Genomic DNA, 22,311 nt, shown 5'->3' with positions numbered 1-22,311 from the left:
GCCGGACAGAACAACTTGAGGACAGCCCAGCAGGGCGTCAGTCAGTGGCTGAGCCACGACCACCGGAACCTGAGTATCAGCATCAATGTCAGTGGTGTGTGCAAGGGTCGGTCCAGGTCGGCGGGGAGCCCGTCGGCCGTCGGCCGGGGATCGACGAGGGGATGGTGCCATGGGGAGCAGGGCGAGCGGGTCGTTCGAGCTGACGGCGTTCGAACCGGTGGAGACGGAGCAGCACGAGGGCGCGTCCTTCGGGCGGCTCCGGATCGCCAAGACCTTCACGGGCGGGCTGACGGGGCACGGCGAGGTGCGGATGCTGTCGGTCGGCGACGCCTCCGGCGGCCCGGCCTCGTACGTCGCGGTGGAGCACGTGACGGGTGAACTGGACGGGCGCAAGGGCTCGTTCGTGCTCCAGCACGCGGCCTGGGACTCGACCGGGGTGGCGATACGCGTGGTGCCGGGCACCGGGGCGGGCGAGCTGGCCGGGATCACCGGGGAGTTCCAGCTGACCATCGACGAGTCCGGCACCCACACCTACGTGCTGGAGTACCGCTTGGGCTGACCGGGCCACGGAACGGGCTGAGGGCCAGGACGACCCCGGCGTCATGGATCGCGCACCCTGGCATCAGGCGTCAGAGGGCGGGCCGGGCGGCCTCCAGCCGCTGGATCCCGGTCCGGACTGCGGTCGTGCAGCTCCAGAACAGCGGCAGGGTGCTGGCCGCCCGCTCGGCGCGGGTGTTCCGGCCCGGGGCGAACATCGCGGACCGCAGCTCGGCGGTCAGTTCCAGTTGGGCGCCCACCCCGAGCAGGCCGCGGTTGCCGATGTTCTCCGGGGAGGTGCCCGCGATCTCCTCCTCGCCGGAGGCCGCCACGGCCCGGATGCCCGCGGCCGCCAGTTCCTCCATCAGGTACTGGCGGAAGGCCTGGTCGAGGCCGCCGACCAGCACGGCCTGGGCACCGGCTTCCAGGCCCGCCTGGGCGGTGGTGCAGCCGTGCAGCGCCAGCACGTTGGTGCTGCCGCCGCACATCGCCCGGGCCACGCCGTCGTCGCAGTGGGTCGAGGTGACGTGCAGCTCGCCGTTGTTGACGGGGCGCAGGCCCTCGAACATCCAGAAGTCGTGCACCGGGCCGGTGGCAGGGGTCGGGGCGAGGTCGGCCGGGTGGTAGCCCGCGACGGCCAGGCACAGTTCGGAGGTGCCGCCCTCGATGCCGCCGCCGTGCGGGGCGATGACGGTGGTCCGGGCGAACGGCACGCGGGCCCGGGGGCTCTGGTGGTCGATCAGGTGCCGGCGGTAGCGGAGGCCGTAGTCCACGCCCTCCACCAGCGCCGGGTCGGCGTAGAGGGCGGTGTTGGAGGGGTACCGGTCGGCGGCGGCGCTCGCGGTGGTGCTCCCCACCGCGGCACCGAGGGTGCCGAGGGCCGGGGCCGAAGCGAGGGCGGCGATCAGGGTGCGGCGGTTGATCATGACCACAGATCATGACAGCAGGTGATGAATCGGACAATAGGATCAAAATACTCCGAGCGAGGATGCCAGCGCCCCGGCTTCGCTCCCGGCCGGGATCAGCCTGATCGTGTGACACCGGCTCGGCGGACGTGCACCGCGCACGCCGGATACCGGTCCGCGCTGCCACGATGATGCGATCAATGCGCGATCGGCATCGGAGGGCGGCACATGCCCGGCACGGCGGTGGATCGTACGAAGGCGGCGAGCGCACGGGCGGCGGGCGCGGACCCGGCGCTCGCGAAGGCGGCGACGCTCACGGACCTGGCACACGCGAAGGCGGCGGGCGCGGACCTGGCGCTCGCGAAAGCGGCGGGCACGAGGGCGGCCACGGTCGGCCAAGTGGTGGGCCGGCTACGGGAGATCGGGGCGCTGCTGCCCCCGGCGGACGGGGTGGCGGTCTTCAACCGGCTCTACCTCACCGTGACGGCGGCGGTCCGCGACCGGCTGCGCGGCGGGTACTTCGGCGATCCGCCCGCGGTGGCCGAACTGGACGTGGTGTTCGCCGGGCGGTACCTGCGGGCCGTGGCCGCCGACGCGGCCGGGCACCGGCCGCCCGCGTGCTGGCGGCCGCTGTTCGCGCTGCGCGCCCACCCGGGCGTGCACCCGCTCCAGTTCGCGCTGGCCGGGATGAACGCCCACATCCAGCACGACCTGCCGCTCGCCGTCGTGGACACCTGCCGCCGTCGGTGCTGCGAGCCGGCCGACCTCCGGGCGGACTACCACCGGATCAACGGGGTGCTCTCCCGGGTGGAGGCGGCCGCCCGGGAGCAACTGCTGCCCGGGGCCGACCTGCTGGAGCTCGCCGAGCCGCTCACCCATCTCCTCGGCGCCTGGTCGGTCGAGGCCGCCCGCGAGGGCGCCTGGGACGCCGTCGAGGCCCTGTGGGAGCTGCGGCACCTGCCGCGCGCCGCCCGGACCTTCGCCACCGCGCTGGACGGCTCGGTCGCACTGCTCGGCCGGGCCCTGCTGATCCCGCTCGGGCCCTACGGCGAGCCGCCCGCCCCCGCCCAGACCACGGCCGCCCAGACCACGGCCGTCCGGCTCCCCGAGGCGAGGAGCCGGACGGCCGGCACGCCCGACCCGACCGGCACGGCAACCACGACCGGCACGGCAACCGCGACCGCCCCGACAGCCTCGGCCGACCCGGCAACCGCGCCCGACGCCGCAGCCTCGGCCGACACCGACGCCGCAGCCGCGACCGACGCAGCGGCCGGGAGCGCCGCCGCAGCCCCCGGCGATCAGGCCCAGCTGGAGTGCAGCGGCTTCCCCTCCGCGTAGCCGGCCGCGCTCTGGACGCCCACGATCGCCTTCTCGTGGAACTCCTCCAGGGTGCTGGCACCCGCGTACGTGCAGGAGCTGCGCACCCCGGCGATGATCGAGTCGATCAGGTCCTCGACGCCCGGGCGCGCCGGGTCCAGGAACATCCGGGAGTGCGAGATGCCCTCCTCGAACAGCGCCTTGCGGGCCCGGTCGTACGAGGAGTCCTGGGCGGTGCGGTTGCTCACCGCGCGGGCCGAGGCCATGCCGAAGCTCTCCTTGTACTGGCGGCCGTCGGCGTCGGTCTGGAGGTCGCCCGGGGACTCGTACGTCCCCGCGAACCAGGAGCCGATCATCACGTTGGAGGCACCGGCGGCCAGCGCCATCGCGACGTCGCGCGGGTGGCGCACCCCGCCGTCCGCCCAGACGTGCTTGCCGAGCCGGCGCGCCTCGGCGGCGCACTCCAGCACGGCGGAGAACTGCGGGCGGCCGACGCCGGTCATCATCCGGGTGGTGCACATCGCGCCCGGTCCGACGCCGACCTTGAGGATGTCGGCGCCGGCCTCGACGAGGTCGCGGACACCGGCGGCGGAGACCACGTTGCCGGCCACGACCGGGATCTTCGGGTCCAGGCCGCGCACCGCGCGCAGCGCGCTGATCATGGACTCCTGGTGGCCGTGCGCGGTGTCCACCACGAGGACGTCGGCACCGGCCTCGATCAGCGCCGCGGCCTTGCCCGCGACGTCGCCGTTGATGCCGACGGTGGCGGCGATCCGCAGCTTGCCGTCCGCGTCCACGGCCGGGGTGTACAGGGTGGCGCGCAGCGCGCCCTTGCGGGTGAGCAGGCCGACCAGCCGGCCCTCGCCGTCCACCACCGGGGCGAGCTTGAAGTGCGCCTCGGTGAGCTTGTCGAAGGCGGCCCGCGGGTCGATGTCCTCGTCGAGCACGAGCAGTTCACGGGACATGATGTCGGCGAGGCTGGTGAAGCGGTCCACGCCGTGGCAGTCGGACTCGGTGACCACGCCGACCGGCTTGCCGTCCTCGACCACCACGAGGGCGCCGTGCGCGCGCTTGGGCAGCAGCGACAGCGCCTCGGCCACGGTGGCGCCCGGGGCGAGGGTGATCGGGGTGTCGAACACCAGGTGGCGCTGCTTGACCCAGGAGACGACCTCGGCGATGACCTCGGTGGGGATGTCCTGCGGGATGGCGACCAGGCCGCCGCGGCGGGCCACGGTCTCGGCCATCCGGCGCCCGGCGATGGCGGTCATGTTGGCCACGACCAGCGGGATGGTGGTGCCGGTGCCGTCCTGCGAGGAGAGGTCGACGCCCTGCCGGGAGCCCACGGCGGAACGGCTGGGGACCATGAAGACGTCGTCGTACGTCAGGTCGTACGAGGGCTTGAGGTCGTTCAGGAAACGCATGAAGGGGCTCTCTGGCTGGGAGGAAGTACACCTCGGGTGCGGTTGCGGCGAGGCCGTCGGAGCGCACTCGGGCGCCCGGCACCCAGCGTTCGATTCTCCGCGAGGGCAGGGGCAAAAGCCAGTTCGAAGAGCATTGCTGGGGCTGTCCACAAACCGTGATCAATGCTCCACGCGTAGACCTGGACGATCCTCCAAAGACCCCCTCCGACGTCCGGTTTTCGCCCTGGTCGGGACCGCTCCCGTAGCATTCACGCGGTAACGGGCACGGCTTCACGCGGTAACGGGCGTGGCGGACGGGAAAGCGACAGCAAGCGTGGGCATCGGGCAGACGGACATCCAGCACGGCCAGGACGAGGGCACCGAGGAGGAGGTCGACTACGGTCCCGGCCTCGACCCCGAGCGGCTGCGGCTCTGCCTGGAGGTGCTCGCCGAACTGGACGGGCTGCACGTGGACCACCCGGACGCGATCACCGTCCGCAAGGCCGTCGGCGGCATATTCCGGACCCTCAAGCAGCGCCGCCGCCAGGAGACCCGGGCCCGCAAGACCGCCAACGACCGCGAGGTCACCGCCCGCACGGCGACCGGCGCGCCCACCCGGATCGACGACGAGACGGCCGGCGCCTTCGGCCTGACCACCGTCACCACCACCGAGATCGCCGGCATCCTGGAGCGCCCCCGCTCCTGCTACACGTGCAAGAAGCGGTACGTCGAGGTCGACGCCTTCTACCACAACCTCTGCCAGGACTGCGCCGTCAAGAACCGCGCCCGCCGGGACGCCCGCACCGACCTCACCGGCAAGCGCGCGCTGCTCACCGGCGGCCGGGCCAAGATCGGGATGTACATCGCGCTGATGCTGCTGCGCGACGGCGCCCACACCACCATCACCACCCGCTTCCCCAACGACGCGATCCGCCGCTTCAAGGCGATGCCGGACAGCGCCGAGTGGATCCACCGCCTCAAGATCGTCGGCATCGACCTGCGCGACCCGGCCCAGGTGATGGCACTGGCCGACGAGGTCGCCGCCGACGGCCCGCTGGACATCCTGATCAACAACGCCGCGCAGACCGTGCGCCGCCCGCCGGAGTCCTACCGCGAGCTGGTCGCCGCCGAGTCCGCGCCGCTGCCGGCCGGCGAACTGCCGCAGGCCACCACGATCGGCCGCTTCGGCAGCGGCAGCGTCGACCTGCCCGCCCTCCCCCACCAGGCGGGCGGCGAGGCGCGGCGGATCGCCGCCGAGGACGTCACCTCGCTCGCGCTGGTCACCGGCTCCGCCACCCCGGCCCGGATCGCGGCCGGCACCGCGATCGACGCCGGCGGCCTGGTGCCCGACCTCGCCGACACCAACAGCTGGGTGCAGACCGTCTCCGAGGTCGGCCCGATGGAGCTGCTGGAGGTCCAGCTCTGCAACTCCACCGCGCCGTTCATCCTGATCAGCCGGCTGCGCCCGGCGATGGCCGCCTCCGCGTCCCGCCGCAAGTACGTCGTCAACGTCTCCGCGATGGAGGGCGTCTTCTCCCGCGGCTACAAGGGCGCCGGCCACCCGCACACCAACATGGCCAAGGCCGCGCTCAACATGCTCACCCGCACCAGCGCGCAGGAGATGTTCCAGACCGACGGCATCCTGATGACCGCCGTCGACACCGGCTGGATCACCGACGAGCGCCCGCACCCCGACAAGATGCGCCTCGCCGACGAGGGCTTCCACGCCCCGCTCGACCTGGTCGATGGCGCGGCCAGGGTGTACGACCCGATCGTGCGCGGCGAGGCCGGCGAGGACCTGTACGGCTGCTTCCTCAAGGACTACGAGCGCGCCAACTGGTGACCCCCAGGGAGAGGCGAGTTGGGCCCGACTGAAGGAGACGGCGAGTTGACCGCGACATCCACCGCAGCAGCCACCCCGGCACCGGCCGCACCCCTGCTCGGCGCGGGGGTCATCGTGCCCACCGGGGACGGCCGGGTGCTGGTCGGCCGCCGCATCACGGCGGGCGAGCCGCCCACCTGGAGCCTGCCCGGCGGCAAGGTCGACCTCGGCGAGTCCTTCGAGCGGACGGCCGCCCGCGAACTCGCCGAGGAGACCGGGATCGTGCTGCCCGCCGAGCGGATGCGGGTGCTCGCCGTCCACCTCGACCACGAGCTCGGCCGGCCGCGGCTGACCGCCGCCGTGCTGGCGCCGCCGAGCCTCGCCGAGGCGCTCGTCACCGAGCCGCATGCCTGCGCCGGCTGGGAGCGCTTCCCGGTGGACGCGCTGCCGGAGCCGATGTTCTACCCGTCCGCGCTGGTGCTCGGCAGCTGGCTGCCGGAGCTGGACGTACGGCGGGCGGCCGGGACGCACGGCTACCCCGTCGCCCGCTGAGGCGGACGGCGGGGCGGCGGCGGGCGCTCAGCCGTTGCGGGCCGCCTCCGGCCCGGTGATCCGCCGCAGCAGCGGCAGGGTCGAGGCGATGATCCCGAGCGAGGCGGCCAGCCCGAAGCCGACCAGCCCGTAGTACGTCAGGTCGGGCGAGACCAGGTCGTACCCCAGCTGCGCCCTGAGGAACATCGCCGCTGCGGCGAAGCCCGTCCCGATCGCGAGCGCCGACACCACCAGCAGCGGCAGCGCGCTCTCCAGCCCGACCACCCGCTGGAGCAGCCGCAGCGGCGCCCCGGTCAGCCGCAGCATCGCGAACGGCCGCCGGCGGTCGGAGAGCCCGGCCACCACGCTGACCGCGAGGCTGCACCCGGCGACCGGCAGGGTGGTCAGCAGCACCGCGTTCGCCAGCTGCCGCCAGCCCTGGAGCTTCTTCTGCGCGGCGGAGGACCAGTCCTCGGCCAACCGGGCCTCGTAGTGCGGGAACTCCCGGGTGAACAGGGTTCGCAGCCGCTCCTTGGCCGTCGTGGAGCCGTCGGTGGTCGCGTAGATCATCCGCACCGGGAGCCCGGCCACCTCCGCCGCCGGCACCGGTGCGGCCGGCCACTCCTGGTCGGCGGCGTCCACCAGCGAGACCAGGTGGATCGGGTCGACCACCGCGACCTCGGCGCCGGGCGCGCAGTGGCCGATCACCGGGGTCTGCGCGAGTTCCGCGCAGCTCACCAGCGCGGGCACCAGCCCGGGCTTGCCGAGCTCCGGCACGCCGATGCCGGCCGGGTTGTCGTGCACCAGGGCGATCCCCCTGAACCCGGGAACGGCCCGGGCCCGCGCCAGCACGCCGTCGGGCACCGACGGCAGCACCTCCTCGTGCGGCCCGCTCCCGAACGAGGTGTCCACGACCGCCTTGCGCACCTCGGGGGCGCCGTTCAGCATGCCCTGGTTGGCGTTGATGGTGCTCATGATGGCCAGCGTCCCGGTGGTCACGAACAGCGCCAGCACCAGGCCCGCGACCGAACGGAAGCCCGCTCGCGGGTCGTCCGCCAGCCGGCGCATCGCGATCAGCGAGGCCGGCCTGCTGGTCCGCCGGGCCACCGCCCGGGCACTCGCCATGGTGAGCCACGGACCGCCGACCACCAGGCCGAGCATCACCAGCACGAAGCCGGTCAGGTACACCAGGGCCTGCGCGTTGACGGACGCCGGGCGCCGGCCGATGACGTAGCCGAGTTCGGCGAGGCCGACCACCAGCGGCGCCAGCCGCCAGGCGCTCGGCGGCTTCGGGGTGACCCGGCGGGCGACCCCGAGCGGCGAGACGGTGACCCGGCGCAGCGCGAACCGGGCGGCGAGGGCGGCCGCCACCGGCACGCCCAGCACCACCCCGGCCACCTGCGTCAGGTGCAGGCCCAGGTCGGCGGCGAAGAAGCGGTCGCCGGTGAACGGCACGTCGGCCACCACCGGCTTCAGCGCGACGTACAGGCCGAAGCCGACGGCCGTGCCCACCACCGCGGCCAGGGTGGACTCCACCGCCGAGATCACCGACACCTGGCCGGGTGTCGCGCCCACCAGGCGCATCGCGGCGTAGCGCTGCTCCCGGGTGGCGGCGGACAGGCGGGTCGCGGTGCCGATGAAGACGAGCACCGGGAAGATCAGCGCGGCGGCCACCACGGTGAGCACCAGCACCATCCGGTCCCCGTGCACGCCCACGCCGTAGCAGTCCTCGTCGCACGTGCGGGGCAGCGCGTCGGCGACGCGGGTGACGGCGACGGCCCTCGGCAGCGCCTTGACCTCGTCCGCGGTGCGGCCGACGACCACCGCGAGGGTGTCCGGCGAGGGCAGCCCGGCGTCGGCGAGGGTGCCGGCTAACCGGCCGGGGAAACGGTCGCCGAGCTCGGCGGCCGGGGCCTCGGCCAGCAGCTTCGCCAGGGCGGGCGAGGCGTAGTACTCGCCGGGGGCGGGCGGCCGGCTCAGGCCGGGCGGCAGCGGGGAGGTGGGCCCGGTCGGGGCGAGGTCGGCCCGGAAGACGGTCCTGCCCCGGTAGTAGTCCATCCGGGCGCCCCACCAGAGCGGGTCCACCGGGGCCGTCGCGGTCGCGCCCCGGACGCCGGTGTTCATCCAGAGCTGCCGCTCGTTGGCGCGGTCCAGGGCGTTCAGGGTGGCGAAGGTGGACAGCAGCAGCCCCACCCCGACCGCGACCGCCGCCGCGATCATCAGCAGCCGGGCCACCGCCTCCCGACCGCCGCTGACGGCCAGCCGGAGCGAGAAGGGGATCACGAGGCCACCGCTCCGGCGGACAGGGCGCGGGCCCGGCCGTCGCGGACGACCGCCTCGCGGTCCGCGTAGGCCGCGACCCGGGCCTCGTGGGTCACCAGCACGACGGTGGTGCCCTGTTCCTTGGCCGAGGCGACCATCAGCTCCATCACCTGTTCGCCGGTCAGCGAGTCCAGCGCGCCGGTCGGCTCGTCGGCGAACAGCACCTTCGGACGGGCCACCAGTCCTCGGGCCAGCGCGACCCGCTGGGCCTGACCGCCCGACAGCTCGCCGGAGCGGCGCTTCTCCAGGCCGTCCAGGCCGAGCCGGGCGAACCAGGGCCGGGCCTCGGCCAGCGCGGCGGCGCGGCGCACGCCGTTCAGCAGCAGCGGCAGGGCGACGTTCTCCTCCGCCGTCAGCTCCGGCACCAGCTGGCCGAACTGGAACACGAAGCCGAAGCGGTCCCGGCGCAGGGCGCTGCGCCGGGCCTCCGGCAGGGTGTCCAGGCGCTGCCCCTCGAACAGCACCTGCCCGGCGTCGGGCACCAGGATGCCGGCCAGGCAGTGCAGCAACGTCGACTTGCCCGAGCCGCTGGGGCCCATGACGGCGAGCACCTCGCCGGCCTGGACGGACAGGCTCGCCCCGCGCAGGGCCGGGGTCTCGCCGAAGGCGAGGGCGACGTCGCGGGCCTCGATCACCGCTGTCATGCCGTCACCTCCGCGGCGAGGGCGTCCAGCCGGGCGGCGGTCAGGACGGAGATCGGGAGGACCGGTGCGGGGCAGGCAGGGGGTGGCCCCCACGACCACCCCCTGCCCCGCACCTCGGCCCGGCGCCCCCACGGTCGAACCGGACCACGGCGACGCCCAGGCACGGGGGCGCCGCCGGTCCCCAGCCTGCCGCAGCGGAGCGCGGCTGCCGAGGGCCGAACGTCCCGGCTCCGGGCCCGAGCGGCCCTGGCGGTGCCAGGGCCCGCCCCACCCGGCCGGAGCCGCCGACACGAAGGACCCTACGAGCGCGCACGACTCTTGTGCGCGGGGGGCCGACGGGTGGACATTGGGGGCGGAACCGCAGTGTGTCCCCCCGCCCCTGAGGAGTCCTCACCGTGTCCAGCACCCCCCGTCCGGCCAGGCCCGCGTCGCTCCCGCGCCGCGCCGGCCGTCAGCTGCGGCGGACCTTCGGCGCCCGGCACGAACCGCTCGCCCGCCCCGTCGACCGCTCCCGGGCCCGGGCCTGGCTCGCCGCCGTGCTCGGCACGGTGCTCGCCGTCGCGCTGTCCGCGGGCGGCGCCCTGCTGCTCTACCGCTCCACCGCGCCCCGGGCCGACGCCGACCGCGGACGGCTGGCCCAGGTCGACGCCGTGGTCCGCAGCACCCCGGAGCACCTGGCCGTCACCGGCAGCCGCTTCTCCGGCGGCTACAACAGCCGGATCGACGTCGACGCCGTCTGGACCACCCCCGACGGCACCGAGCACCTCGGCACCGTCCCGGCTCCCCGGTCCGCCGTCACCGGCAGTCACATCCCGCTCTGGATCGACCAGGACGGCGAGGTCTCCGCTCCCCCGGCCGGCCGGACGGCCCTCGCCGTCTCCGCCGCCTGCACCGGCGCCGGCGCCCTGCTGACCCTGCTGGCCCTCCTCGCCCTGGGCGTCCGGTTGCGCCTCCACACCCTCGACCGCCGCGCCGAGGCCGCCTGGACCGAGGACTGGGCCCGCCTCGAACCCCTCTGGAGCGGGCGCGCCGGCCACCGCCAGGAGGACTGATCCGGGACGGCCGCCCCGTCAGCCGCCGGTGACACCCCCGGGGAATGGACGCCTTCGGGGGCGCCGTGGGCGACCGTGCGCCCCGTGGGCGACCGTGCGGCGTCCAGGCCCGGCCGGAGATCCCCGCCCGGTGGACGACCGCCGACCGCCGGCACGACGGCGCGGGGCCCTGGCACGCGGTCAGAGCGGCCTGGTCCAGGCCGGAGCCGGGACGGCCCTGGCCGCGCGGTGGGTGAGGGCGGCGACGGCGACGAGCAGGGCGAGGGCCAGCGCGAGCGCCACCGGAACACCGGCGTGGAGGACCAGGAGGGCGCCGAGGAGCGCGCCGGCGAACATCCAGACGGCGGAGGCCAGGCGGCGGGAGCCGGTGCGGTCGGCGGCGAGGGCGGTGATCGTCATGGTGAGCACGGTGGTGGTGAGGTCGGGCACCTTCAGCGCGCGGACCACCGCGTTCTGGCCGCCCATCGCGAAGCCGAGCAGCCCGATCAGGGTGTAGCGGGCCGGGTCGGAGGTGTGGCCGACCGCCGCCGCCAGGGCCGTGGCCACCGCGACCAGCACTGACTGGGCGGCGACGGCGGCGGTCAGCAGGCGCCCTCGGTGGCCCGGCAGCCGGCGGGCGAGGTGGCCGCCGACCAGGGCGCCGAGCACGAAGGCGGCGAGGGCGGCCAGTGAGGCGGTGGCCGAGAGGTTGGCCGCGCCGGCCAGCGCGAAGCCGAGGAACACCACGTTCCCGGTCATGTTGGCGACGAAGACGTGGCCGAGTTCGAGGTAGCTGACGGCGTCCACCACTCCGGTGACCACGGTCAGCACCAGCAGCATCGGCACCAGCGGCCCGTGCTTCGGGTCGGGGGTCGGCATCGCTCCTCCAGACGGTTCGGGTGACGGGCCTTCCGTTCTACTCCTTCAGGCGAGCGCCCGATTGCCCGGGTCCTCCGGTTCGTCCTCCAGGTGCCAGTGCAGGTCCCGCACGCCGGGCTCCAACGACAGCCGGGTGACGACCTGTTCGAGCGCGGGGGCGACCTGCCCGGTGATCGCGACGGTGGCCCGCAGGCTGGCGGCGTCACCGTCGTCGGCGCGGCGGGCGCGCAGCCCGGTCGGGGCGAGCCCGGAGGCGGCGAGCGCCTGGAGCAGCAGGGCCCGGATGTGGGTCTCGGACTTGCGGTCGCACACCAGGTGGACGGTGGCGCGGCTGGTGGAGTCCGGGTCGCTGCCGGACTGCGGGGCACGATCGAGCAGTCGCCCGGCCGGGCGCAGCACCAGGTGGACGGCGAGCACGGCGATCGTCCCGAGGACGGCGAACTCCAGCTTGCCGGAGGCGGCCAGCACCCCGACGGCGGCCGAACACCACAGCGTGGCCGCCGTGTTGAGGCCGCGTACGCCGGCGCCGTCGCGCAGGATGACGCCGCCGCCGAGGAAGCCGATGCCGGAGACGACGTACGAGGCGACCCGGGTGGGGCTGCCGGTGTCGACGACGGCCTCGCTGTACAGGACGAACAGGGTGGCCCCGGCGGCGACCAGGGCGTTGGTGCGCAGGCCGGCCATCCGGGCCCGCCACTGGCGTTCGACGCCGATCAGCGCGCCGCAGGCGACGCCGGTGGCGAGCCGGACCAGGAAGTCGACGGTGCTCAGGGTGTGCACGACGGCACCTCCTTCACGGGAGGAGGGGGGACGGGCGGGGACGGGCGGTGACGCGCGGTCGGCGGTCCGGTCGAGCTCGATGATGACCAGCGCCGTCGCGCCCGCCGGGTAGGCGCGCAGGACGACGGTTCCCGGTCGCCGTACCGCGCCGGGCTCCGGCCGGATCCTGGCCACCGTTCGTGAACCGAGGTGGCCGATAGCGCGTCTTCCGGTATATACAGTTCACCGACATATGCAGTCGAGCAACTCACGAGGGGGAAGTGTGTCCCACACCGATCCGGCCCGCCCCGCGCCCGTCCTGCGGCTGGCCAACGTCACCCGGGTGCACGGGCGGGGCGCCGCCGAGGTGCACGCCCTGCGCGGCATCGACCTGGCTGTCCACCCGGGCGAGTTCGTCGCCGTCATGGGCCCGTCCGGCTCCGGGAAGTCCACCCTGCTGACCCTGGCCGGCGGGCTGGACCAGCCCAGTGACGGCGAGGTCCTGGTGGAGGGGGTCGCGCTCGGCGGCCTCGGCCGCGGCAAGCTCGCCGACCTGCGGCGGCGCTCGATCGGGTACGTCTTCCAGGACTACAACCTGATCCCGGCGCTCACCGCCGCCGAGAACATCGCCCTGCCGCGCGAGCTCGACGGCGTCCCGGGGCGCCGGGCCCGCCGGGAGGCGCTGGCCGCGCTGGAGGAGCTGGGCATCGGCGAACTCGCCGACCGCTTCCCGGACGACATGTCCGGCGGTCAGCAGCAGCGCGTGGCGATCGCCCGCGCCCTGATCGGCGAGCGCCGGCTGGTGCTCGCCGACGAGCCCACCGGCGCCCTCGACTCGGCCACCGGCGAGGCGGTGCTCGCCGTGCTGCGCGCCCGCTGCGACGCCGGAGCCGCCGCGATGATGGTCACCCACGAGGCAGCGCACGCCAGTTGGGCGGACCGGGTGGTCCACCTGCGGGACGGCGCGGTCTCCTCGGAGGCCCCCGGCCGCCGCTCCTCCGCCCGCCTCGCCGAGGTGCGCACGTTCGGCGAGGTGGCGCGTTGAGGCTCGGAGCCTGGCGGGTCGCCCTGCGGATCGCCCGCCGTGACGCCCTGCGGGCCAAGGGCCGCAGCGCGCTGATCGTCGCCATGATCGCGCTGCCCGTGCTCGGCGTCACCGGCGCCGACGTGGTCCACCGCAGCGGGCAGCTGACCCCGGCCGAGCGGGTGGAGCGGGTGGTGGGCGGCGCGGACGCGCTGGTCACCTCGCTCGACCCGGGCCGCACGGTCGAGCAGGCCCCGATCGCCGAGGACGGCGCCTTCTCCGTCCCGCCCCGCCCGGACCAGCCGCCGACGGAGGAGCAGCGCAAGGGCGCGGGCACCGACCCGGTCGCCCTGATCGGCTCGTTGCTGCCGCCCGGCAGCGCGCTCACCCCGGCCCGGCCCGGTCCGGAGGCCGGCGCGACCTCCCCCGAGGGCCTGGTCCGCGCCCTCACCACCGAGGCCGACCTCGGCGATCCGATCTGGCGCGGCCGGCTGGACCTGGTCGAGGGCCGCGCCCCGAGCGCCCCGCACGAAGTGGCCGCCACCCGGGCCTTCCTGGACCGCTCGGGCCTCGGCCTCGGCGCCACCACCACTCTCCAGGGCCTGGAGCGCACCAGCTACACCATCACCGGTGTGGTGGAGCACCCGAGCGAGCTGGGACGGGTCGAACTCGTCGCCCGGCCCGGCGAGTTGATCGACCCGCTGAACGCCGCCCCGGCCGCCGGCGGCCCCACCGCGGAGAAGCCCCCGGCGACCCGCTCCGGATGGCTGGTCCGGCTGCCGTCCGGCGCCGTCCTCGACTGGGCCAAGGTCCAGCAGTTCAACGCCCACGGCTACACCCTGACCGCGCGCTCGGTGGCCCTCGATCCGCCGCCCGAGCGGGCCGTCCCCTACTACCGCGACTCGTACCGCTACAGCGACCCGACGCCCGAGCGGAACACCAGGATTGTCGTCGCCACCGTGAGCGGCCTGGCGCTGCTGGAGGTCGCCCTGCTCGCCGGGCCCGCCTTCGCGGTGGGCGCCAGCCGCTCGCGCCGCCAGCTCGCCCTGCTCGGCGCGGCCGGCGGCAGCCGTGCCCACGTCGGCGCGGTGGTGCTCGGCGGCGGGGCGGTCCTGGGCAGCGTCGGCGCCGTGCTCGGTGTGGTGCTCGGGACGGCGGTGGTGTCGGTGCTGCGGCCGGTGATCGAGCAGGTCGGCGGCGTGCGCTTCGGGCACCTCGCGGTGCGCCCGCTGGACCTGGTCGCGATCGCCGGTATCGGCCTGTTCACCGCGCTGCTCGCGGCCGCGCTGCCCGCGTTCCAGGCTGCCCGGCGCAGTGTCACCGCCGGGCTCACCGGCCGGGACACCGTCCGCGGGCCCAGCCGCTGGGTCACCGTCGCCGGTGTGGCGCTGGTCGTCCTCGGTGCCGGGCTCGCGCTGTACGGCGCGAGCGCCGTCAAGCGCGACCAGCCGGGCGCGGGCGGCTACGACACCCGGGTGCTGACCGTGCTCGGCGGTTCGGTGAGCGCCGAACTCGGCCTGCTGCTGTGCACCCCGATGCTGGTCGCGCTGGTCGGCCGGGCCGCCGGCCGGCTCCCGCTCGGCCCCCGGCTCGCGCTGCGCGACTCCGCCCGGCACCGCTCGCGCACCGCTCCGGCGGTGGCCGCCGTGATGGCCGCGGTGGCCGGCGCCGTCGCCATCGGCGTCTACACCACCAGCACCGACGCCGAGAACCGGCGCGACTACGAGCCGGAGGCCCCGTACGGCGCCGTCCAGCTGATCAGCCACCAGGACGGACCGCGGCTCGCCGAGGAGCGCGCCGAGCTGGAGAAGCAGCTGGCCGGGCTCGGCCCGCGCGGCGACCTCGGCGAGGTGGAGTACCGCTTCTGCGACAACTGCTCCAGCACCGTCCAGCTCAGGGGCCAGGAGGTGCGGCACGGCCTGGTCGCCCCGCCGCACCTGGCCGCCGGTGACGTGAACGTGCTGCACAACCTGTTCGGTGTCCACGATCCGGCCGCCGAACGGGCGCTGGCGGCGGGCAAGTTGCTCGTCTTCGACCGGAGCGCGGTGGACGCCGACGGCAAGGCCGTGCTGCTGCTGCGCGGCGGTGGCGTCCCGGTGCGGCCGGGTGAGGTGCCCAAGCCCGACCTGCGGGAGGTCCCGGTGGACGTGGTGCTGGTCGACGACCCGGCCGCCGCCAAGCTGGCCCAGGGCCTGGTGGCGCCCTCGGCGCTGCCCGCGCTCGGGCTCGACCTCGCCGCCCGCCCGACCGGCTCGGTCTGGCTGCCCGCCACCCCGCCCGACCGCAAGGCGCAGCAGCGCGCCGAGGCGGCCGCCGTCCAGCTGGACCGCCTCGCCAAGCTGCGGGTGGAGCGCGGGTACCAGCCGAAGAGCGACGCGCTGACCCTGGCGCTCACCGGCTTCGCCGGGCTGGTCGTGCTCGGCGCGGCCGGGATCGCCACCGGGCTGGCGGCCGCCGACTCCCGGCAGGACCAGGCCACCCTGGCCGCGGTCGGCGCTCCGCCGCGGATCCGGCGGACCATGGCGGGCCTCCAGTGCGCGCTGATCGCGCTGCTGGGCGCGCTGCTCGGGGCCGTCAACGGCTTCGTACCGGCGGTGGGGCTGCTGAAGTCCCGTGGCGGCGGTTTCGGCGCCGGTCCGACGCTGGTCACCGCGCCCTGGGCCGAGCTGCTGCTGATCGTGCTGGTGCTGCCGGTGGCCGCGGGGCTGGTCGCGGCGGCGTTCACCCGCTCCCGCATCCCGCTCGGGCGGCGGCTGTCCTGAGCCGAGGCCGTCGAGCCGGTCGGGCCGAGTGCGCCGAGCGGGGCCGTCGGGCCGGCTGAGCCGGCTCCCCCGGTCACCGGGGTCGGACACGGCTTCGACACGCACTGAGCACCGCCCGGCCACCACCCGGAGCCCGCCGGGCGCCCGTTCCCCTCACCGCGGGGCGGGCGCCCGGCCCTCGCCGTACCATGGGGCCGCGTTCCGGCGGGCTACGGCCCCCGGGCGCCGGGCGCCGGTGGTCGGTGGCCCGGCTCGGCGAGGGAGACTGAGGGCGGTGCTACGGGGCTTCGGCGATCTGGAGGCCGAGATCATGGACCGGCTCTGGTCCTGGCACCGGCCCGCCACGGTGCGCGAGGTGGTGGACGACCTCCAGCAGGGGCGGGCGGTCGCGTACACCACCGTCACCACGGTCGCGGACATCCTGCACACCAAGGGCTGGCTGCGCCGCGACAAGGTCGGCCGCGCCTGGCTGTACGAACCGACCTGCACCCGCGAGGAGTACACCGCCCGGCTGATGCACCAGGCGCTGGAGACCAGCCCCGACCGGGCGGGCGCGCTGCTCCACTTCGTCGACCGGATCAGCGGAGCCGAGGCCTCGGTCCTGCTCGACGCCCTCGAACGGGTGAGGTCGCGGGCGGCGGGCTGACACCCCGTACGGTTGCGCCCCGCGCGCCGCGCCCCGCCCCGGGCACACCCCCGCGGGCCCGTCGGCGGGCGGGGGCCGACGGGCCCGGGGTGGGGGTCCGTGAGATTTGCCGCTAGTTTGACCCGCGCGTGTGAACCTCCGGGCGGTCCGGCTCCACGCCTGAACCTCCGCGCGTTCCGGCTCCGGCTACCGGTGCCGCAGGTACGCCCCCGCGCTCTCGCGCAGGCGCTCGTGCACCCCGTCGTAGGCGCGGGCCCGGCCGAGCAGGCTCTTCGGCAGCTTGGCGACCATCGTGTAGTTGGTGTCGCAGACGTTCGCCGCCGGCGCCAGCCCGGCCTGGCTGACCAGCTGGTAGGCGTCGAGCTGGTCCAGGCCGAGCAGTTCGCCGGTCCAGCCGACCAGGTCGTGCTGGCTGATCCGGAACGCGTCCTCCAGCGGACGGGCGGAGCCGGTGCTGATCAGGAAGTCGTCGTTCTCCAGCCGGGGCCAGGCCGGGCCGCCGCCCTTGACCAGGTCGACGATCACGGTGGTGCGCATCGCCGCCTCCACCGCCGTGCCGCACACCTCGCCCTCGCCCTGGCGGGCGTGGCCGTCGCCGATCGCCAGCAGGCCGCCCTCGACGTTGACCCCGAAGTAGGCGGTCGTGCCGGCCCGCATCTCGGGGGTGTCCAGGTTGCCGCCGTGCGCGCCGGGGGTGATCGAGGCCAGCACCTCCCCGGCCGCCGGGGCGACGCCGACCGTGCCGTGCATCGGGTCGAGCGGCAGGTCCACCGTGAACTCGCTGTTGCGGGCCCGGAACCGGCAGAGCCCGGCCTTGACGTCCAGGTCGTAGATCCAGACCCGCTCCTCCAGCGCCGGGTGCAGCATCGCGGTGCTGTGGGTCGCGGTCAGCGCGCCGAAGTGCGGGAAGGTGCTGGAGATGCCGTGGTCCCGGGCCGGGGTGATCTCCACGAAGTGCACGGCGAGGACGTCCCCGGGCTCGGCGCCCGCCACCGCGACCGGGCCGGTGACCGGGTTGAGGTAGGGGAAGACGCACACCTGGCTGGGCAGGTCGCCGGTGCCGCGCACCTTGCCGCCGAAGCAGTCCTCGGTGGTCAGTTCGATGACGGAGCCGGGCTGGACGGTGACCAGCGGGGCGCGGCCGCCGAAGGTGTAGGAGTAGTCCTCCGGGGTCGGGGACAGCTTGACGATCTCGGGCAGGCTCACTGCTTCTCCTTGGCGCTGGCGGTGCCGTTCGTGGCGGCGGTGTTCACGGTAGTGGCGTCGGCTTCGGCGTCCGCATCGGCGTGGACGCCGACGGCGGTGTCGGCCTCGGTGACGGCCAGTCGGGGCTTGCGTCCGGTGGCCATCAGCCCGGCGAGCACGATCCCGCCGACCAGCAGCCAGACGAAGCCGAGCCGCTGGGCCGCGATGTTCGCGTTGACCACCACGTACGCGAGGATCGCGAAGCCGATCGCCGGGGCGATCAGGTGCCGCCAGTAGTCCTTGCTGCGCTTGCGAACCAGGTAGTGGACGACCACGGCGACGTGCAGCACCAGGAAGGTCGTCAGCGCACCGAAGTTGACCAGGGTGCTCAGCAGAGTGATGCCGTCCTCGCGCGAGGCCATGTAGAGGCCGAGCACCAGCGAGATCCCGGCGGTCAGCAGGGTCGCGTTGACCGGCACCCGGCGGGTGGGGTGGATCCTGGCGAGGAAGGAGGGCAGCTGGCGGTCGCGGGCCATCGCGAACAGCAGCCGCGAGGTGGCCGCCTGGGCGACCAGGGAGTTGGCGAAGCCCCAGGCCACGGCGGTGGAGGCGGCGGTGAGCGTGGCGAGCCAGCCGCCGGCGGCGGTGCGGGCCGCGTCGTAGAAGGCGGTGCCGTTCGGATCGCCGTCCCGGATCAGCGCGTCGGGATCGGCGACCAGCAGCGAGGCGACCCAGGTCTGGACGATGAACAGGGTGCCCGCGAGCAGCAGCGCGGCGACCATCGAGCGGCCGATGGCCTTGGCGGAGTCCCGGTTCTCCTCCGAGAGGGTGGAGATGCCGTCGAAGCCGAGGAAGCTCAGCACCGCGATCGAGACCGCGCCGAAGGCCAGGCTCCAGGAGAAGGTGTGCGAGTTGTACAGCGGGGTGAAGTCGAAGCCCCGGCCCTTGCCGTCGGCCAGGGCGATGACGCCGACCACCACGAACAGCGCCAGCACGACCAGTTCGCCGATCAGCATCGCCTTGTTGACCCTGTTGGTGGTCTCGATGCCGAGGTAGTTGACCACGGTGTTGAGCAGCACGAAGCCGATCAGCCAGAGCCAGACCGGGATCGACGGCACCAGCGAGTTCATCGCGACGCCGGCGATCAGGTAGAGCAGTCCGGGCACCAGCACGTAGTCGAGCAGGATCATCCAGCCGGACAGGAAGCCGACCGGGGCGGCGATGCCGCGGCCCGCGTAGGTGTAGACCGAGCCGGCCATCGGGAAGGCCCGGGACATCTGGGCGTACGACAGCGCGGTGAACATCATCGCCACCATGCCGAGCACGTAGGCCAGGGCGACCATGCCGCCGGCGCCCTGGAAGACGCCGCCGAAGATGCCGAACGGTGCGATCGGCACCATGAACACCAGCCCGTAGACGAGCAGGTCGGTGAAGCCGAGCGAGCGGCGCAGCTCTTGCTGGTAGCCGTAGCTCTCGATGCCCTGGGGAGCGGGTGTGTCGGCCATGGTGTTCTCTCTCCGTGACGACCCTGGGGGTGGTGGGGAGAGACTGTAGAGGCAGCTATTTCCAAATGGAAGGGTTTTGTTCCGACGTTTCACCTGGCGAGAAGGGAGCGCCTCCGAGGAGGCGGTGGGAGCCGGGGCCGCGCGAGGACGGCTACGCGCGGCGACTACGCGAGGACGGTGAAGCCGAGGCCCTCGGCCCGGGCGAGGTGGATCGGCGCCCGGCCCGCGCCCTCGCGGCGCAGCAGCCGGCCCGCGGCCGCCACCAGGCCGTCCGGGGCCAGCGCCCGCCGGGCCGCCAGGCCGGCGAGCAGGTGGAGGCCCTCGTACAGGCCCACCGCGTACGCGTCCAGGACGGGCGCCCACGGCCCGCACAGCGCCCGGTGCCGCTCGGCGAGGCTCTGCCGGCGCTCCTCGGCCAGCGTCGCGAAGGAGGGCATCGCCGCGTACAGCGTGCCGGTGTCGTCGCCGCCGAGGGCGAGCAGCCCGTTCTCCTCCAGGGCACCGGAGAGGCGCACCAGCCGGCGGTCCAGTCCGCTGCGCCGCAGCGCCCGGTTGAAGTGCACCAGGTCGCGCCCGATCAGGCTGAGCAGCAGGGCGTCCGCGCGGGCGGCGCGCAGCTCGTCCAGCAGCGGTTCGAGCAGCCCCTCCACGGCCCCGAAGGGGATCCGCCGCTCCAGCACCACCCGGGCGCCGGCCCGCCCGGCGAGCCGCTCGGCGGCCCGGTGGACGGAGCGCGGCCAGATGTAGTCGTTGCCGATCAGCGCCCATCGGGCGATCCGGTGACGTTCCGTCAGCTCCCTTACGGCCGGGCCGAGTTGGCGTGACGGATCGATGCCGGTGCAGAGCACTCCGGGCAGCCGGGAGCCGCCCTCGTGCGGCGGGGTGAAGACGTACGCGGTACGGCCGGCGGCGACCGTCTCGACGGCCCGGTGCACGTCGCTGGTGTGGCACCCGGCGAGCGCGTCCAGTGCCCCCGCGTCCAGCAGCCGCCGCACCTCGGCGGCGACCGGCTCCGGGGCGCCGCCGCCGTCCACCAGCACCAGCTCCAGCGGGCGCCCGAGGACGCCGCCGCCCGCGTTGACCTCGTGCGCGGCGAGCAGCGCGCCGTCCAGCGCGGACGGCCCGGTGAGCCCGAGCGGGCCGGACTGCGGCACGACGAGGCCCACCCGAAACGCCGCTTCCTCCCGTGCCGAGTGCAGCGCATCGAGCGGATCGATCATCCTCACCTCGACGCTCACAGTGCGAGTATCGTCGTACCGCTGATATCGGCAAAGGCCGGGAAGGGGAGGGGTTCGATGACCGCAGCTGGTGTCGCGCCGGAGATCGAGGGCCGCGGCCCCGACACCGCCGCGGGTTCGCCCGCCCCGGAGCCGCTGCTGGTCGAGCTGGTCACCCTGGCCCACCGCAGGCTCTCCGGCGGCCTCGCCGCCGCCCTGGCCGAGGAGGGCTGCACCGTCGACCAGTGGCGGCTGCTGCGCGCCCTCGCCGACGGCCGGGGGCACGCGATGGGCGAACTCGCCCAGTCCCTGCTGATCCCCCAGGCCAGCCTGAGCCGGCTGGTGGACTCGCTGGCCGACTCCGGGTGGGCCTACCGGCGCCAGGGCGACCAGGACCGCCGCCGGATCACCGCCCACCTCTCCCGCCAGGGCCGCGCCCGGCTGACCCGCCTCGACGCGCTCGCCGCCGCCCATGACGCCGCCGTCCGCCAGGCCTGCGGCCTGACCGACCCGGCCCACCTGCTGCGGCGCCTCGCCGCCCTCTGAGGGGCCGTCCGCGCTCCGACGACGGTGGCCCGCTCCCGCTGCGGCGGGAGCGGGCCACCGGACGCCGGGGCGTGCTGGGTCAGGCCGGACGCACGGCGCCCATGTAGGGCATCGCGGAGATCGGCAGCACCTCGATGTTCTTGCCCGTGCGCGGGGCGTGGATCATCTTGCCGTCGCCGATGTACAGGCCGACGTGGTGGATGTCGTTGTAGAAGAAGACCAGGTCACCGGGCTGGAGGTTGGCGCGGTCGACGTGCGGGCCGTCGTTCCACTGGTCCTGGGACATCCGGGAGATGGTGACGCCCGCCGCGCGGTAGGCCTGGCTGGTGAGGCCGGAGCAGTCGAAGCTGGCGGGGCCGCTCTTGCCCCAGCCGTAGGGCTTGCCGAGCTGGGCCTGGGCGAAGGCGATGATGGTGGCGGCCCGGCCGCTGGCGGCCGGCACCGGGGCGTTCATGTCCGGGCGGTCGGCGCCGCGCGAGGCGCGGGCCTTGGCGTCCGAGGCGGCGGCGGAGGCGGCCTGCTGGGCCTCGGCCTTGGCCTTCTCGGCGCTCTGCTGGGCGTTGATCTTGGCGCGGTCCTCGGCGCTGAGCTTGTTCAGCATCGCCTGGGCGTCGGCCAGCTTGGTCTGGATGTCCTTCTTCTGCTCCGCCAGCTGGGTGCCCACCGAGTCGAGCGCCGCCAGGGTGGCGGTGGCCTCGGCGCGGTCCTGGTCGAGCCTGCGCTGCTCGTCCTGGGCCTGCTTGAGCAGGCTCGCCTGGGAGTCGGACACCTGGTTCTGCACCGCGGCGCGCTCCAGGTAGGCGGACGGGTCGGAGTCGAGCATCAGCTGGACCGACGGGTCGATGCCGTTGGTGCGGTACTGGTCGGCGGCGACCGCGCCGAGCCGCGTGCGCAGCTCGTTCATCGCCTCCTGGCCGCGGGCGACCTTCTCCTGGATCTGGTTGGCCTCGCCCTGGAGCTTCTGCTGCTTCTCCTGGAAGCCGTTGTACTTCTCGATGGCCTGCTCGGCCTGCTCGTTGAGCTGGTCGACCTGTTCCTTGACGGAGGCGAGGCTCGGGGTCGGTTCGGCGTGGGCGGTACCGGACGCGAGGACCGCACCACCGGCCGCCATGGCCGTGGTGAGGACGGCCATGCGGGCCCTGCTCGGGGGGCTGGGCTTGCGGCGCTTTCCCATGGAGCTCGGCTCTCCTTCGGGGGAATCGGGGGACGACGAAGGCGGGCAGGACGAGCAACGGGGGGGTACTGCCCCGCCCACCTTCTTCGAAGTAACTTAATAGAT

Annotated in this window: 19 protein-coding genes; 9 read left to right on the top strand and 10 right to left on the bottom strand. The window is 74.7% G+C overall.

Annotation, left to right across the window (positions count from 1 at the left end):
* Positions 1–169: 169 nt before the first annotated feature.
* On the top strand, positions 170–559 hold the full coding sequence (locus tag ACZ55U_RS29940) for a DUF3224 domain-containing protein (RefSeq protein WP_465530982.1): 390 nt from the start codon (positions 170–172) through the stop codon (positions 557–559).
* Between the two features lie 70 nt (positions 560–629).
* On the opposite strand, the gene ACZ55U_RS29935 is transcribed toward ACZ55U_RS29940, so the two are convergent.
* The gene (locus ACZ55U_RS29935) at positions 630–1,463 is read right to left on the bottom strand and encodes a poly-gamma-glutamate hydrolase family protein (RefSeq protein WP_465530980.1); all 834 of its coding nucleotides are present in this window, start codon (positions 1,461–1,463) and stop codon (positions 630–632) included.
* Between the two features lie 207 nt (positions 1,464–1,670).
* On the opposite strand from ACZ55U_RS29935, the gene ACZ55U_RS29930 reads away from it, so the two are divergent.
* Positions 1,671–2,780 (top strand): DUF5995 family protein, encoded by a 1,110-nt coding sequence (locus ACZ55U_RS29930; protein WP_465530978.1) that lies wholly within the window; start codon positions 1,671–1,673, stop codon positions 2,778–2,780.
* Here the strand turns inward: ACZ55U_RS29930 and ACZ55U_RS29925 are convergent.
* Positions 2,741–4,180, bottom strand: a complete 1,440-nt coding sequence (locus ACZ55U_RS29925; protein WP_465530976.1) for a GuaB1 family IMP dehydrogenase-related protein — start codon at positions 4,178–4,180, stop codon at positions 2,741–2,743. The genes ACZ55U_RS29930 and ACZ55U_RS29925 overlap by 40 nt on opposite strands.
* Positions 4,181–4,499: 319 nt before the next feature.
* Here ACZ55U_RS29925 and ACZ55U_RS29920 point away from each other — a divergent pair, with 319 nt between their 5' ends.
* Both ACZ55U_RS29920 and ACZ55U_RS29915 read left to right on the top strand, forming a co-directional pair.
* A complete protein-coding gene (locus ACZ55U_RS29920) occupies positions 4,500–6,002 on the top strand; it encodes an SDR family NAD(P)-dependent oxidoreductase (protein ID WP_465530986.1) in 1,503 nt (500 codons plus the stop codon).
* A 45-nt stretch (positions 6,003–6,047) separates the two neighbouring features.
* Positions 6,048–6,533, top strand: coding sequence for a nucleotide triphosphate diphosphatase NUDT15 (locus ACZ55U_RS29915; RefSeq protein ID WP_465530974.1), 486 nt, complete (start codon positions 6,048–6,050; stop codon positions 6,531–6,533).
* 27 nt (positions 6,534–6,560) lie between these two features.
* Here ACZ55U_RS29915 and ACZ55U_RS29910 read toward each other — a convergent pair whose 3' ends face one another.
* Both ACZ55U_RS29910 and ACZ55U_RS29905 read right to left on the bottom strand, forming a co-directional pair.
* Positions 6,561–8,795, bottom strand: coding sequence for an ABC transporter permease (locus tag ACZ55U_RS29910; RefSeq protein WP_465530972.1), 2,235 nt, complete (start codon positions 8,793–8,795; stop codon positions 6,561–6,563).
* Positions 8,792–9,478 (bottom strand): ABC transporter ATP-binding protein, encoded by a 687-nt coding sequence (locus tag ACZ55U_RS29905; RefSeq protein WP_465530970.1) that lies wholly within the window; start codon positions 9,476–9,478, stop codon positions 8,792–8,794. The genes ACZ55U_RS29910 and ACZ55U_RS29905 overlap by 4 nt, the downstream gene beginning before the upstream one ends.
* A 395-nt stretch (positions 9,479–9,873) precedes the next feature.
* Here ACZ55U_RS29905 and ACZ55U_RS29900 point away from each other — a divergent pair, with 395 nt between their 5' ends.
* Entirely contained in the window at positions 9,874–10,530 is a 657-nt protein-coding gene (locus tag ACZ55U_RS29900; protein ID WP_465530968.1) for an Rv1733c family protein, read from the top strand.
* Between the two features lie 180 nt (positions 10,531–10,710).
* On the opposite strand, the gene ACZ55U_RS29895 is transcribed toward ACZ55U_RS29900, so the two are convergent.
* Both ACZ55U_RS29895 and ACZ55U_RS29890 read right to left on the bottom strand, forming a co-directional pair.
* Positions 10,711–11,388 carry a YoaK family protein gene (locus ACZ55U_RS29895; protein ID WP_465530966.1) on the bottom strand — a complete coding sequence of 226 codons (678 nt, stop codon included), beginning with the start codon at positions 11,386–11,388 and terminating at the stop codon, positions 10,711–10,713.
* Positions 11,389–11,433: 45 nt separating this feature from the next.
* Complete coding sequence (locus ACZ55U_RS29890; RefSeq protein WP_465530964.1) at positions 11,434–12,168, bottom strand: MgtC/SapB family protein; 735 nt, start codon at positions 12,166–12,168, stop codon at positions 11,434–11,436.
* A 232-nt stretch (positions 12,169–12,400) separates the two neighbouring features.
* On the opposite strand from ACZ55U_RS29890, the gene ACZ55U_RS29885 reads away from it, so the two are divergent.
* From ACZ55U_RS29885 to ACZ55U_RS29875, 3 genes are all read left to right on the top strand, one after another.
* Entirely contained in the window at positions 12,401–13,192 is a 792-nt protein-coding gene (locus ACZ55U_RS29885) for an ABC transporter ATP-binding protein (protein WP_465530962.1), read from the top strand.
* Positions 13,189–15,933 carry an FtsX-like permease family protein gene (locus tag ACZ55U_RS29880; protein WP_465530960.1) on the top strand — a complete coding sequence of 915 codons (2,745 nt, stop codon included), beginning with the start codon at positions 13,189–13,191 and terminating at the stop codon, positions 15,931–15,933. Before ACZ55U_RS29885 ends, ACZ55U_RS29880 begins: the two co-directional genes overlap by 4 nt.
* 274 nt (positions 15,934–16,207) lie before the next feature.
* A complete protein-coding gene (locus ACZ55U_RS29875; protein WP_465530958.1) occupies positions 16,208–16,579 on the top strand; it encodes a BlaI/MecI/CopY family transcriptional regulator in 372 nt (123 codons plus the stop codon).
* A 186-nt stretch (positions 16,580–16,765) separates the two neighbouring features.
* Here ACZ55U_RS29875 and ACZ55U_RS29870 read toward each other — a convergent pair whose 3' ends face one another.
* From ACZ55U_RS29870 to ACZ55U_RS29860, 3 genes are all read right to left on the bottom strand, one after another.
* Positions 16,766–17,785: an acetamidase/formamidase family protein gene (locus ACZ55U_RS29870; RefSeq protein ID WP_465530956.1), complete on the bottom strand. Its 1,020-nt coding sequence runs from the start codon at positions 17,783–17,785 to the stop codon at positions 16,766–16,768.
* Positions 17,782–19,269, bottom strand: coding sequence for an APC family permease (locus tag ACZ55U_RS29865; RefSeq protein ID WP_465530954.1), 1,488 nt, complete (start codon positions 19,267–19,269; stop codon positions 17,782–17,784). Before ACZ55U_RS29865 ends, ACZ55U_RS29870 begins: the two co-directional genes overlap by 4 nt.
* Positions 19,270–19,433: 164 nt before the next feature.
* Positions 19,434–20,507, bottom strand: a complete 1,074-nt coding sequence (locus ACZ55U_RS29860) for a substrate-binding domain-containing protein (RefSeq protein WP_465530952.1) — start codon at positions 20,505–20,507, stop codon at positions 19,434–19,436.
* 57 nt (positions 20,508–20,564) lie between these two features.
* On the opposite strand from ACZ55U_RS29860, the gene ACZ55U_RS29855 reads away from it, so the two are divergent.
* Entirely contained in the window at positions 20,565–21,032 is a 468-nt protein-coding gene (locus tag ACZ55U_RS29855; protein ID WP_465530950.1) for a MarR family winged helix-turn-helix transcriptional regulator, read from the top strand.
* A 79-nt stretch (positions 21,033–21,111) separates the two neighbouring features.
* On the opposite strand, the gene ACZ55U_RS29850 is transcribed toward ACZ55U_RS29855, so the two are convergent.
* Positions 21,112–22,206 carry a C40 family peptidase gene (locus tag ACZ55U_RS29850; RefSeq protein WP_465530948.1) on the bottom strand — a complete coding sequence of 365 codons (1,095 nt, stop codon included), beginning with the start codon at positions 22,204–22,206 and terminating at the stop codon, positions 21,112–21,114.
* Positions 22,207–22,311: the final 105 nt, after the last annotated feature.

This window comes from Kitasatospora sp. NPDC034533 (genome assembly GCF_055575155.1).
This window is presented reverse-complemented; position numbering and strand designations above follow the sequence as displayed.

Bases quoted from the DNA above. Each gene is read 5' to 3' on its own strand.
- ACZ55U_RS29855 (WP_465530950.1), top strand. From the start codon at position 20,565: ATGACCGCAGCTGGTGTCGCGCCGGAGATCGAGGGCCGCGGCCCCGAC.
- ACZ55U_RS29940 (WP_465530982.1), top strand. From the start codon at position 170: ATGGGGAGCAGGGCGAGCGGGTCGTTCGAGCTGACGGCGTTCGAACCG.
- ACZ55U_RS29850 (WP_465530948.1), bottom strand. From the start codon at position 22,206: ATGGGAAAGCGCCGCAAGCCCAGCCCCCCGAGCAGGGCCCGCATGGCC.
- ACZ55U_RS29930 (WP_465530978.1), top strand. From the start codon at position 1,671: ATGCCCGGCACGGCGGTGGATCGTACGAAGGCGGCGAGCGCACGGGCG.
- ACZ55U_RS29865 (WP_465530954.1), bottom strand. From the start codon at position 19,269: ATGGCCGACACACCCGCTCCCCAGGGCATCGAGAGCTACGGCTACCAG.
- ACZ55U_RS29895 (WP_465530966.1), bottom strand. From the start codon at position 11,388: ATGCCGACCCCCGACCCGAAGCACGGGCCGCTGGTGCCGATGCTGCTG.
- ACZ55U_RS29905 (WP_465530970.1), bottom strand. From the start codon at position 9,478: ATGACAGCGGTGATCGAGGCCCGCGACGTCGCCCTCGCCTTCGGCGAG.
- ACZ55U_RS29935 (WP_465530980.1), bottom strand. From the start codon at position 1,463: ATGATCAACCGCCGCACCCTGATCGCCGCCCTCGCTTCGGCCCCGGCC.
- ACZ55U_RS29925 (WP_465530976.1), bottom strand. From the start codon at position 4,180: ATGCGTTTCCTGAACGACCTCAAGCCCTCGTACGACCTGACGTACGAC.
- ACZ55U_RS29885 (WP_465530962.1), top strand. From the start codon at position 12,401: ATGCAGTCGAGCAACTCACGAGGGGGAAGTGTGTCCCACACCGATCCG.